The 12,357-nt window shown below is 59.2% G+C and carries 12 protein-coding genes; 4 read left to right on the forward strand and 8 right to left on the reverse strand.

What is annotated here, in order from left to right; genetic code table 11:
- Positions 1 to 36: 36 nt before the first annotated feature.
- From MCRY_RS11180 to MCRY_RS11200, 5 genes are all read right to left on the reverse strand, one after another.
- The gene (locus tag MCRY_RS11180; RefSeq protein WP_085629811.1) at positions 37 to 1,551 is read right to left on the reverse strand and encodes a malonate--CoA ligase; all 1,515 of its coding nucleotides are present in this window, start codon (positions 1,549 to 1,551) and stop codon (positions 37 to 39) included.
- A 112-nt stretch (positions 1,552 to 1,663) separates the two neighbouring features.
- On the reverse strand, positions 1,664 to 2,173 hold the full coding sequence (locus MCRY_RS11185; protein WP_085629813.1) for an anthrone oxygenase family protein: 510 nt from the start codon (positions 2,171 to 2,173) through the stop codon (positions 1,664 to 1,666).
- A gap of 63 nt (positions 2,174 to 2,236) precedes the next feature.
- Complete coding sequence (locus MCRY_RS11190; protein ID WP_085629815.1) at positions 2,237 to 2,650, reverse strand: DUF4345 domain-containing protein; 414 nt, start codon at positions 2,648 to 2,650, stop codon at positions 2,237 to 2,239.
- A gap of 25 nt (positions 2,651 to 2,675) precedes the next feature.
- Positions 2,676 to 3,503 carry an NAD(P)H-binding protein gene (locus tag MCRY_RS11195; protein WP_085629817.1) on the reverse strand — a complete coding sequence of 276 codons (828 nt, stop codon included), beginning with the start codon at positions 3,501 to 3,503 and terminating at the stop codon, positions 2,676 to 2,678.
- Between the two features lie 117 nt (positions 3,504 to 3,620).
- Positions 3,621 to 4,592, reverse strand: a complete 972-nt coding sequence (locus tag MCRY_RS11200; protein ID WP_238939632.1) for an AraC family transcriptional regulator — start codon at positions 4,590 to 4,592, stop codon at positions 3,621 to 3,623.
- Between the two features lie 200 nt (positions 4,593 to 4,792).
- Here MCRY_RS11200 and MCRY_RS11205 point away from each other — a divergent pair, with 200 nt between their 5' ends.
- The 3 genes from MCRY_RS11205 (at position 4,793) to MCRY_RS11215 (ending at position 7,715) form a co-directional block, all read left to right on the forward strand.
- A complete protein-coding gene (locus MCRY_RS11205; protein ID WP_085629820.1) occupies positions 4,793 to 5,551 on the forward strand; it encodes an IclR family transcriptional regulator in 759 nt (252 codons plus the stop codon).
- 83 nt (positions 5,552 to 5,634) lie between these two features.
- The gene (locus MCRY_RS11210; RefSeq protein WP_085629822.1) at positions 5,635 to 7,035 is read left to right on the forward strand and encodes a selenium-binding protein SBP56-related protein; all 1,401 of its coding nucleotides are present in this window, start codon (positions 5,635 to 5,637) and stop codon (positions 7,033 to 7,035) included.
- A gap of 8 nt (positions 7,036 to 7,043) precedes the next feature.
- Positions 7,044 to 7,715 carry a hypothetical protein gene (locus MCRY_RS11215; RefSeq protein WP_085629824.1) on the forward strand — a complete coding sequence of 224 codons (672 nt, stop codon included), beginning with the start codon at positions 7,044 to 7,046 and terminating at the stop codon, positions 7,713 to 7,715.
- Positions 7,716 to 7,762: 47 nt separating this feature from the next.
- On the opposite strand, the gene MCRY_RS11220 is transcribed toward MCRY_RS11215, so the two are convergent.
- Together MCRY_RS11220 and MCRY_RS11225 are read right to left on the reverse strand one after the other, a co-directional pair.
- Complete coding sequence (locus tag MCRY_RS11220; protein ID WP_085629826.1) at positions 7,763 to 8,383, reverse strand: hypothetical protein; 621 nt, start codon at positions 8,381 to 8,383, stop codon at positions 7,763 to 7,765.
- A 110-nt stretch (positions 8,384 to 8,493) separates the two neighbouring features.
- Positions 8,494 to 9,546: a family 8 glycosyl hydrolase gene (locus MCRY_RS11225; protein ID WP_085629828.1), complete on the reverse strand. Its 1,053-nt coding sequence runs from the start codon at positions 9,544 to 9,546 to the stop codon at positions 8,494 to 8,496.
- A 186-nt stretch (positions 9,547 to 9,732) separates the two neighbouring features.
- Here MCRY_RS11225 and MCRY_RS11230 point away from each other — a divergent pair, with 186 nt between their 5' ends.
- Positions 9,733 to 10,848 carry a cache domain-containing protein gene (locus tag MCRY_RS11230; RefSeq protein ID WP_176234504.1) on the forward strand — a complete coding sequence of 372 codons (1,116 nt, stop codon included), beginning with the start codon at positions 9,733 to 9,735 and terminating at the stop codon, positions 10,846 to 10,848.
- Here the strand turns inward: MCRY_RS11230 and MCRY_RS11235 are convergent.
- On the reverse strand, positions 10,829 to 12,357 hold a 1,529-nt coding region (locus tag MCRY_RS11235; protein WP_085629832.1), incomplete at its 5' end, for a glycosyltransferase family 2 protein. The genes MCRY_RS11230 and MCRY_RS11235 overlap by 20 nt on opposite strands.

Below are 12,357 nucleotides of genomic sequence, written 5' to 3' on the forward strand. Positions count from 1 at the left end.
CCAAATGGTAAAAATTGCGATTGGGGCGGCAACCGATCAGGACTGGAACACGCCCGCATAGGTCTCGCGCAGTTGGTTCTTTTGCACCTTGCCCATCGTGTTACGGGGCAATGCATCGATCACGTCGATCACCCGGGGCCGTTTGAACCCGGCAAGGTTTTCGCGCACGGCTTCGTTGATTGCGTCGAGGTCAAGAGAGGCTGTGCCTTCGCGGACCAGTACCGCCACCACGCTTTCACCAAAGTCGGGATGCGGCGCGCCGATGACCGCGGATTCGCGCACGCCGGGCAGCGTGTCGAGGAACAGTTCAATTTCCTTGGGATAGATGTTGTAGCCGCCAGAAATAATCAGATCCTTACCGCGCCCAACGATCTGAACGTAGCCATCCGCGTCGATGAGGGCCAAATCACCCGTGATAAAGAACCCGTCCTCGCGCAGTTCTTCGCGGGTCTTTTCGGGCATGTTCCAGTAGCCCTTGAAGACGTTGGGTCCGCGCACTTCGAGAACGCCAATCTCGCCCTGCGGTAGCGTGCCACCCGTTTCGGGAGCGCAGATTTTGACTTCGACCCCTGGCAGCGCAAAGCCCACGGTTCCTGCGCGGCGTTCGCCGTCATAGGGATTGGAGGTGTTCATGTTGGTTTCCGTCATCCCATAGCGTTCAAGGATGCGGTGCCCGGTGCGCTGTTCGAATTGGACATGGGTTTCCGCCAGCAACGGCGCAGAGCCAGAAATGTAGAGCCGCATGTGTGACGCAAGATCGGCTGTGAACCGGGCATCGTCCAGCAAGCGGGTGTAGAAGGTCGGTACACCCATCATGGTCGTGGCCTTGGGCATCAGGCGCAGTACGGTGTCGAGATCGAATTTCGGCAGAAAGATCATCGCCCCTCCAGCCAAGAGCAGCGTGTTGGTCGCCACGAACAACCCGTGGGTGTGAAAGATCGGCAGAGCGTGCAGCAGAATATCTTGTTCCGTAAACTTCCAAGCCTCGACCAGAGCTTCGGCATTCGACAGCAGGTTCGCCTGCGTCAGCATCGCGCCTTTGGAGCGACCGGTGGTGCCGGAGGTGTAAAGCAGTGCGGCCAGATCGTCGGTCCCGCGTGTGGCGATATCTGAGTGAGACGACTGAGTGCGCGCAAGATCCATGAAGCTGCCGTCACCTTTGGCCCCTAGACTGTGCAAGGTGGCTCCGGTTGATTTGGCGATACCGGTGACGGCCTCAACCTCGGCCGGATCACACAGGAACAGCGTCGCGCCGCTGTCTTCGACGAAATAGGACAATTCCGCAGGCGTGTAAGCCGTGTTGAGCGGCAGAAAGACAGCGCCCGATTTCACGCAGGCGGCGTAAAGTGCGAGGGCTTCGGGGGATTTCTCGATATGCACCGCCACGCGGTCGCCCGGGACCACGCCCACTGCGCCCAGCGCGTTGGCCATCTGACTGACCTGCTCAAGGAAGCCCGCGTGCGTGACCCCGGTGCCATCAGCCAAGTGCAGGAACGGGGTCGCTTTACCCTCATGCGGAGCAAAAAGCGCGTCATAAAGCGGATTGGCCACAGGACGGATCCTCCATTAATCATCAGCGAACCCGGCGGAAAACGCGCCCGGCAATTCGCCAGACGCGTCTAGGGGACGATTGTAGGAAAATCAATCTGGCGCTGCCGGTGGATCACACCAACCGGGCGTGCGTCTGGGTCAGCCACAAAAGTCCGGTCAGAAGCAGCATGGCCGACAGGCCGCAGGCGATGGTCCGGACCGAGTTCCAGAAGGTCCAGCGCGGAAGGTAAGTTCCAGTCCAATAGCTGTGGGTGGTGTCCGCTACGAGGTCCATGCCAGCATGAGCTTCGTTCATTGGCACGTTGAACGCCACAGTGACGCCGAAACAGCCGAATAGGTAGACGAAACCAGACAGCAGGATCAACGTGCCTGCCGGGCCACTGAGCCAGACCGCCGCATAGCCGGAAATGAGCAGCGACACCGCCGCCATTCCAACAAAGAGCACCATAAAGACCCAGCGGAACACTTCGCGATTGATGACCTGCATCGCCTCGACCCCGCCGACACCGCCGGTCAGGGACAGCGACCGCATGATGAAGTCGGAAAAGGCAAGGAACACACCGCCGACCAGCGCATAGGCGAGGATAGCGAATTGCATGAGGAAAAAGAGAAACGGAGACATGAGAGAGCTTTCTGTTGAGGTGCAGTGCTGCGGGGAGGATCACCCTCCCCGCCTGATTGGGTGTCAACTGACAGCCATGCGGGCCGGAGCAGTGGTGCGTCGCCGAAATGCAAAGAGGCACAGCGCGGCGATTGCCAACTCAAGCCCCAGTGCCGACAGGATGCCCGTCGATGGAACGCCGTCCGCGAAAAGGCTCACAACACGGCCTGCGGGAAAGGCCAGAAACACGGTGAGCGCGGCGACAAAAGCCGTCTGACGCAGCGGGGACCAAATGATCCCGGCCAGCATCACAGTGCCGAAGCCTGTCAGCCCTGCACCAAGGGCACGCACTTCGCTAAGAAGGCTTGGGTCGGTGCCGATGGCGATGCCGTAGCTGGCGTAGAACACATGCGGCGCGCCCATGATGGTGGCACCGATGCCAAGCGACGTTGCCCCAGCCACGGCAAGCGCGATCTTCTGAAGTCGGGTGAAAGACATAGAATGTTCCTTTCTGGTGGGGGCTTCAGGCCGCTTGGGTCCATGCGCCAGATTGGGCAGCAGTTTGTGCGAATTCGGCGAAATCGCGCGGCGGACGGCCCAGCGCGCGCTGCACACCGTCGGCCAGATGCGCGTTGCGCCCGTCCAGCGTTTCGCGCGCGATGGCGGTGAACACGTCGGCGACGAAATCGCCGCCGGCCTGCGCCACGCTGGCGTGGAAATCCTCAAAGGTGATCGGGATATACTGCACGTCCCGGCCTAGTGCGGTGGACAGTTCAACCGCCAAATCGGCAAAAGTCATCAGGCGCGGGCCAGTCACTTCGTAAAGCTGGCCTTCGTGCCCCGGTTCGGTCAGGGCAGCCACGACCACATCCGCGATATCGTCAATGTCGATGATTGGTTCGGCCACATCGCCACCGGGCATGGGTAGCACCCCCGCCAGAACCGGATCGCGCAAATAGCCTTCGGAAAAGTTCTGCGCAAACCAGGCGGAACGTACGATGGTAAAAGCGGTGCCGGAATTACGCACCACGTCTTCGCCCAGACGTGCGTGGTGTTCGCCCCGACCGGACAACAGGACCAGATGCTGAACGCCAGCCGCAACAGCCGCTTCACAAAGCGCCTCGAGTTTCTCGACGGCACCGGGAAATGCCAGATCGGGGAAGTAGGTGACATAGGCGGCGCGGACACCGGCCAGAGCGGCGGGCCATGTTTGCGGCGCTTCCCAATCAAATGGTGTGGCCGAATTGCGCGATCCGCGACGGACGGTGTGGCCCAGCGCTTCAATCTTGGTGGCGACGCGGGCACCCGTTTTGCCAGTGGCGCCGATGACGAGGATGGTGTGGTCTTGCATTGGTCTATCTCCTTGGTGGGTTACGATGACCAAGGGGATAGCGTGACCAGTGCCGCACAATCTTGACCGATGCTGCCAGGGTTTTGACCGTCCTTGCCAAAGGACAGACCCAATGGCTTACGCCTTCAAGCGGTCTTTTCGATACGTGGCGGGGGTCTTTCCGACCCAGCGTTTGAACGCACGCGTGAACGAGCTTTGTTCGGCGAACCCGGTCAGGAACGCGATCTCGGCCAGCGAATGGCGTTCGTCGCGCAGCAGGCCTTCCGCCAATTCGCGGCGGGTTTCTTCGGCCAATGTCTGAAAGCTCATTCCGTGTTCGGACAAGCGACGATGAAACGACCGGGCGCTGTAGCCAAGCCCGCGCGCAATCTCGGCCATTTTGGGTGTGCCTTCGCTGAGCGCTTGGGCAATGGCGTCCTTTGCCTCGACCAGCAATGGACGGTCGACAACAATTTCGGACAACTCACGATCCAGATGCGAAACAAGGTATCGCGAGATCCCTTCATCTCCGAGGATGTTCGGTTGCGCCAACGCTTCGTGTGACACCAACAGCGCATCCAGATCGGCGTCGAACCGAACAGGGCAGTCAAAAAATGCCTCGTGATGGGCAATGGTGTCAGGCGCCGCATGTTGAACAAAGACTTCGAGCGGCGCGAAAGGCACAGGGCAGACTTGTCGTGCCAGTGACACCGTACTGGCCAATGTCGCTTCGTTCGACAGGCGCATCCCCAACCGACGCGGTCCCGCTCTGTGCAGAATGAATAAGGCCCCGCGATCGTGCTCTCGCAATTCGTATTCGACGACGCTGGTCCAAAGCCGGGCGTATCTTTCGACCCGCGACAGCGAACCGTGCAGTGTCGGTGCCGCTTTCCAAGCCAGCCCCAGCGCATCGTATTCGTCACATCGCATGGACGCGCCGACCCGCAGGGGAAGGTCTGTCGCGTCGATCTGCGCCGCGATGGTTTCCAGCATTGCATAGTACCGGGTGTCCGGCACCATGACCTTGGGATCCCAAGGGCCTGCAGGCTGCAACCCAGCCTCGGTCAAAAGCTCAGCCGCCTCAATGTCAGGCCCGGCCGCGGCAACCATTTTGCGCAAGAATAATGACGTCACATACCCCATGATCTTTACGCTACAAGTCACACGACCCAGCGCCAAGCGTTGGTCCAGATCTCAGCCAGCCGTCACGGTAAGATCCCTTGTTTTCAACAAGCGTATTTTCACTTGCCACGGGAATGATCCCGAACGTAACGTGAGACAAGGTCTCTAAATATGAGATTCTCGACATCATGCATCTCGACCGCCTCATCTCGATCATGGAACTTGTCGCCGTTGCCGGGCGGCCCGTCTTGGCGGCAGATATCCAAAAAGCCACCGGCCTGCCGAAACCTACCTGCTACCGATTGGTGCAAACCCTGCTGGATCACGGAATGATCGACAGCCCTGCCGAAGACGGGCGTGTTGTCATCGGGGAGCGCCTGATCCGCATCGCTTTGCTTGGCAAATCCGATGTGGATGTGCGTAAGGCGGCGGCCCCTTTGCTCAAGGAGGCGGCAGTCAAGTTCAACGAAACGGTGTTCCTGTCGCGGTTCCGCAATCACCAGGTCGAAATCATCCATGTCGAAACGCCAGACGACCCGGCCCGCGCGTACATTCACCCCGGCCTTGGCGTGCGCCCACTGCACGCCTGTTCGTGCTCCAAGGCCATCGCCGCCTTTGCAGAACCCGAATTTCAGGACAGCATCATCACCGGCACGCTGCGCGCCTATACCGAGTTCACCAAGACCACAGAGGCAGACCTGCGCCACGAATTCACAGAGATCGTCAAACGCGGCTTTGCCGATTGCGATCAGGAAATCGACATTGGTATCGCCAGCGTCGCGGCACCCGTGTCCATCGGCAATATCGGGGCCACGTTCAGCGTCGGCGCCGTTGGGCCGATCCGCAGGTTCGGCAGCACATACCGGGCCGAGATCGGCCAAAACCTGATAGGCTTGGCCAACCGCGTCAGCGGCGCCATTCAGCTCTGCAACGTGCCCGAGGTTTGAGGAGGCCTTAGTCACATCACCAATAAGAAAGGACCGTTTTCAGTTTAAGCCCAGCGCGGGCCAATTTTCAAAGGGAGGACACCATGAACTTAAGACCAGATCCGACATTTCACGCCACGGCCCAGCTTGCCATGCAAGCCCCGGTGGAGACCTATGGCTTTACCGTCATGCTTAGCCCGGATGGGTCGCAACCCGATGGGATCGCAGTGGTTGATCTTGATCCGAAATCCGACACTTATGGCACAATCGTCCACACAGTGATGATGCCCTACAAAGGAGACGAGTTTCACCATTTCGGCTGGAACGCCTGTTCTTCGTCGCTGTCGCCGCTGTCAGGTCACGCGTTCCTTGAACGCCGCTACCTGATCGTGCCCGGCATCCGGTCTTCGCGTATCTACGTTATCGACGTGAAGGAACCGCTGAAGGCCAAGATCCACAAGATCATCGAACCCGAGGAAGTCTTCGCCAAGACCGGCTATTCGCGCCCACACACCATCCATTGCGGTCCCGAAGGCATTTATGTTTCGACCCTTGGGGGCGGTGGCAAAGACGGCACCGACGGCCCTCCGGGCATCTTCATCATGGATTGCGAAACCTTCGAGATCATCGGCCAGTACGAGATGGACCGGGGCAAGCAGGACAAGCATTACGATTTCTGGTGGAACCTGCCGCAGGATTACATGGTCAGTTCCGAATGGGGCCTGCCGCCGCAATTCGAGAATGGCATCGTGGCCGAAGACCTGTTGTCGAACAAATACGGGCATTCGATCCATTTCTGGGATCTGCGCAAGCGCAAGAACATCCAGACCATCGACCTTGGGGCCAATCACCAGATGGCGCTGGAAATCCGCCCCGCGCATGACCCCAAGAAATCCTACGGCTTCTGCGGCGTCGTGGTGGATACCACCAACCTGCAAGGCGCGATCTTTACATGGTGGCGCGGCGAGGATGGAACTTGGCAGGCCAAGAAGACGATCACCATCGACCCCCGCCCCGAAGACCCCGCCAACCTGCCACCGCTGTTACAGGGCTTTGGCGCGGTGCCGCCTTTGGTGACGGATATCGACCTCAGCCTTGATGACAAATACCTTTATGTCGCCTGCTGGGGCATGGGCGAGATGCACCAGTACGACGTGTCCGACCCGATGAACCCGGTGCTGGCTGGCAAGGTCGAACTGGGCGGGATCGCACGGAACACCAAACATCCGGGCGGCGGCGAGTTTGCCTTTGGTCCCCAGATGGTCGAGGTAAGTCGCGATGGTAAGCGGGTGTACTGGACCAACTCGCTGTATTCGACGTGGGACGATCAATTCTACCCCGGTCAGGATGGCGGCCAAATGGTGATGGCGCGTGTCGGTGAAGGCGGTGGGCTAGAGCTGGATAAAGACTTCTATGTCCAGTTCCCCAAGGGCCTCAGGTCACACCAGATCCGGCTTGAAGGCGGGGACTGCTCGACCGACAGCTTCTGCTACCCGAACGTCTGAACACCTGAATGAGCTTTGATCCAAGCACTGTGACGGCCCTCTGGGGGGCCGTCATTCTGTCCGGCGTCTATCACGGCATCAATCCCGGTATGGGCTGGCCCCTTGCGGTGTCCGCAGCCCTGATGGAGGGACGCCCGCGTGCCATGGGCCGCGCACTGGTTGCCTTGGCGGTCGGGCATTTTCTTGCCATGACGGCGATCCTGTTGCCGTTTTCGGTGATGAGCGCACTGGTGTCCTGGGAGACGCAGATTCGCATCGGCGCTGGCGCGCTGGTGATCGCGATGGGCATCTACCTGTTGATCAACCGCCGCCACCCCCGGTTTTTGGCCCGCGTGCACCCTGCCCGGCTGGCACTTTGGTCCTTCCTTGCGGCGATGGCGCACGGCGCGGGTCTGATGCTGGTGCCGATTTATCTGGGGATCTGTGGCATCGACGTGGGCGGCGACGGCCATGCGGCGGCGGGGCAACTTATGGGCCAAAACATCACCACCGCGTTCCTTGTAGCGCTGGTGCATACCGGGGCCATGACCTTTGCCGGGGCCATTCTCGCTGTTGTGATCTACCTTTGGCTGGGCATCAAATTCCTGTCTCGCACATGGTTCAACCTCGACATTGTCTGGGCGCTCAGCCTTGTGCTGGTCGGAGCCTTTGGGATCGCGTCAGCTGTTTACGGGCATTGAGCCTTGTCAGCTGAGCGAGAGGGGCATTCAGGCCGACGCAGACGTTCCTAGAACGTGTTGATCGCGATGCCAAGAAACGCGACTTCGGACACGAATTTATAGCCCCCCCGCAGGATCACGGGCCCCGTTCCAAGGCGTTTGGACAGTGCCACTGTGGCCTCTTCGTAGGTGTCGCTGCCCCCTACGGACATTTCCAGCGACACACCGGACTGTCCGAGACCGAATTGAAGCAGACCGAAATACCCGGATTCGATCGTGTTGACCTCGGCCAAGGCAAACAGGCTGCCGTTTTCCAATGGCGTGAAATACTCGTACCCCAGTTTCAAACCGGCCAAAGAGTCGACATCGCCTTCGTCATCTTCGGAGACCTGAAAACTTGGCCCTATCTTGAACGTCCCCCCCCCTTCGACGGGGAAAAGACGCAGGACGGACAGGCCAACCGTCTTGCCGGAATCGTATTTGGAAAATGTCGCGCTGTAATTCATTTGCCCCCGCGTCATGGCCAGCACGGCGTCAAGCGACCCGTTGTCCGACCAGTCGAATTGCACGAACTCACCATCCGCCTGTGCGCGCCCCGGCGCTATTGCCAGAAAGAGCGCGAAGCACAGAACGACAAGGGAACCACTCAACCCTTTGAACACAGGTGACTTCGCAATCCGGCGGCGCATTTGCTTTGCTTTCGTCTGATCCAGCTCTGTTGCTAGGTCACACGTTTTTGAAGGGATTGGCAACGCGCCAACCGATGTCTTTTTTGGAAAATGCCAAGGCGGCCAGATTCCTAGTCTTTCAGCGCAAAGGTCAATGCGGGCGAGGTTTCGCTGTTCGCGACACGGCTCAGCATGTCGAGCATGGCGGGATAATACCCCTGCTCCACATCAAGCTCTGGCGTCTCGAAGCGCCGCCCATCGACCAGACGATGGACTGCGGCGAAGCCCTCATAGGTGCTTGTGTCGAGAACTGCGCCATCCTTGAGGTCGATCACAACCGGTGTATTCCGCCCAGCGGCTCTGGCGTAAATGCCCTTGGCAAGTGCGACAGCCGCATGATCGCGATGCCCGGACCAGACCAGATACAGCGGCACGCGCACCGCATCGTATCCGTAATGCGCCATATGTTCGGACGACGGCCTGAGACCGGCGATATCGACCTCGGCCCAATTCGGGATGCCGGTAGACGCGGCAAGTTCGTCCAGAAGCGCAAGGCCGTCATTGGCCGCCTGGGCCAGTCGCGGATCTTGAATTAATGCCGACAGGTCATACAGCGCACGGGGCATGATGTAAGACGGGTTGATGATCGCCTTGGTGCCCCGCAAAAAGCCTTCGGCCGCTGGCAGGATAATCAACCGATTGCGATCACGGGGATCGGGGTAAAGGCAGTGATCAGAAATCGCCTTTGCGATTTCGACGGCACGAAACCGCGCCTCGGGAATGTCGAAGCGGTCGGCCCCCATCGCCAAACCCCACGCGAAAAAGAGATCACCATCGGTTGCGTTCATCGATTCCGGTTCCGTCTGGCCCGGCACCAGCTTCCAGTTCAGAAGCCCGTCGTCGCGCCGGTTCAGATTGGCAGAGGTCCACGCCCAGATCGCATTGAATACAGCGTGATCCCCGTGTATCACGGACAGGACAAGCCCATAGCCCTGCGCTTCGGAATGGGTCGCCTGATCCTGCAAGTGGTCGACGACACGACCGTCAGGCATCAGAAACGCCGCTTTCCACGCCGTCCAATCCGGATCGTTCACAGTGTCTACCCCGTTCGACTGTGCCAAGGCCGGAAGGGGCGCACAGACCGCGAGCGCGGTCAATGTCGAAAGGAAGCTGCGTCTGTTCATGCGTCTACTCAAATCACCGAGCCCACTGGCCCAATTGCGTTGTCATACACAACGGCAAACTCTGGGCCAGTTTGATCAGTTTCAGGGCAAACCATGCTTTCTAACACCCCAAATATACTTAAGAATGGACTGGCATGCGCCTTTAGAGATGGCGCATACTCGAATGAAACAGATCGCGGGACAAAAATGCAAAAGGACATGCTCAAAGGTTTGAACCTCAACAAGGCATTCCTTGGCTTCATGGTTCTGGGCGCTGGCGTCTTTCTGGCGGCAACCGTGTTGTTCATCAGCAACCGCGTGACAGAATTCCATGACAGCGTCGTCAAGTCGGCTGTCGAAGTGCGGACGAGTCACCTTGCACTGGATATTGCGACCAGCCTCGACAGGAATTGGTCGAGCCTAGGAGACTTGTCTGTTGTCCTGCCCTTCACCGATCGCGTGACGTTCCGCAGCTTTCTGACGCGTGAAGTCGCCGATGGAACTGATGTGATCTGGGCGGGATATGTCGACACGGCCGGTCAGGTGCTGCTTGCTTCGCGGCGGCAGCGGGAAGGTGAAAACGTATCGACCGAAGACTGGTTCCTGCGGGCACAGGCCGGTCCGCTGATGGGCTATGCGCGCACCAGCGCTGGGGAAGACGTTCTTGTCCTGAGCCACCCGATCACGTCGACCGGAACCACACAGGCCGGCATCCTGACTGTCCACCTTCGCCCACAGGCGTTCGAGCAGCACCTGAGCGAACTGGCCGGCAGTCTTGGGCTTGATATGGTGGTCTTTGACGAACGCGGCATGCCGGTTCTGCACAGTATCGGTGCACAATATATCGATATGACCCAGCTTTCGGTCCAAAGGGCCTTGTCCGGCCAAGAGATATCAACCCGTGAAATCTGGCGGGGTTTGGGGGAACGGTTTGCCATGTCGGTGCCCGAAATACAGACCGCACCCAACCCCGCAGTAGGCTGGCGGATGGTGACATTGGCCTCTCCGTCTCAGTTCAACGATGCCAAGAACACGTTGATGATGTCTTTGACGGAAATCCTTGGCGTGATGGCGCTGGTGCTTCTGGTCCTGTCCATCGGCTTTATCCGGATTTTTCTCGACCCGTTGCACAAATTAGTTCTCAACGCACAAGAGATTGCTTTGGGCGATGAGGTGCTGCCGGTCGAAAACCATCGCACAACCGAGCTTTCGTTGCTGTCTTCTGCCCTTGCGCGGCTTCAGGGCAGGATGCTGCGTGCCGAAGACAAGGTCGTCGAACTGGAAGAAAAGCTGAGCGACGGGGTCAGCGCGGACCGGAGTTGAACGACAACCGACGCGCCAGATCGCGGATCAAGTTCGACGCCCGAACGACAGACACGCCCGGTGCGTCACCTTCTGTGTAAAATCGCAGCATCAAGGCATGGTACTGCTCATCGCTGGGAATCAATTCAAGGCGCATCCCGGCCCTCTCCGACGCCAGCACCAGAACCGGCACATCCCCGACACCGCGAATGTGCAACAGGCCTTCGGTGCCGATGGGCAGATCATGCCCTCTGATGCGCGCCGTGTCGCGGGTCAGGCTGGCCAGCCAGACATTGCCTGTCCATATATCGGACACGAACCGCGCGCGTTCCGGTATGTCTGCGACATGGCGTTCAGACCTCGGCAGTTCGATGCAGACAATGATGGTCAGAGCCAATACGAAAATGTTGTAGATGGTCCAGAAAAGCACGACGATCTTGCCGTCCCCGGCGTCATAATGGGCAAACTTGTCCGACGCGATGCCAAGGGACAGACCAAGCAAGGTCAGGATCAGCCCGATCAGAAAGGGCTTCATCAATCCCCATTGCACCACGATGCGACTGCGGTCACCACCTTTGGCCGTTACCTGGAACTGGTGCCCATAGGGCCGGATCAGACCTGTGACAGCGGCGATGGCGATCGGAAGAGCGCCGACGAGTTGGGTGACATCATGCAGCACGGGAATGATCGAACCGCGCGACATATAATAGGTTGCCATCAGGGCCCATGCGTAAAACGGGCCGAAATAGCGCAGGACATCCGGCACTGACGCGTTCACGACGATGATGTCGAAGAACCAGTACAGCAAAGGGTAAAAGATCACGGCCAGTCGAAAGCTGAACGTCGCAAGCCAGAAGACCACACTTTCCGCAACGCTCCAGCGATCCCGCCATCTCAGGTTGGCGGGGCCAAACGGGCCATGGTCACTGCGCGCGATCTGCATCAGGCCAAGACACCACCGTGCGCGCTGGGTCACGTATTCCTTTAGCCCTTCAGGCGCGAGCCCTTCTGTCAGGGGTTCGTTCAGATACACGGTTTTCCAGCCGTGTTCTTGAAGAACAAGGGTCAGCAAGAAATCCTCGGTCACGCTTTCCGTTGGAAAGCCGCCGATTTCCGCGACGGCCTTGAAGCGCATGATCGAAGAGGTGCCACAGCAGATCGCAATGCCCCACGCATCCCGCGAGGGCTGGACATGGTCGAAGAAGAAACGCTGCTCGTCTGGATAGGACCGACTGAGCCCAAGATTGTGCTGGATCGGATCGGCGTTGAAGAAGTGCTGCGGCGTTTGCACAAGACCCACTGTCGGGTCGTGAAACAAAGACAGGCTGCGCTGCACGAAGCCATGATGCGGCACGAAATCGGCATCCAGTACTGCAACGAAATCAGGCGGCTCCCCCGAGTCGGCCAGCATGCGCAGCGTATGGTTTATGTTGCCCGCCTTGGCCCCCTTGTTGTTCGGGCGGGTCACATATTCGACACCGATCTTTGCGCAATACTCGCGCAGCCAGTCGCGCTTGCCGTCATCAAGAT

This window comes from Marivita cryptomonadis, from assembly GCF_002115725.1.
GTDB classification, from domain to species: Bacteria; Pseudomonadota; Alphaproteobacteria; order Rhodobacterales; family Rhodobacteraceae; genus Marivita; species Marivita cryptomonadis.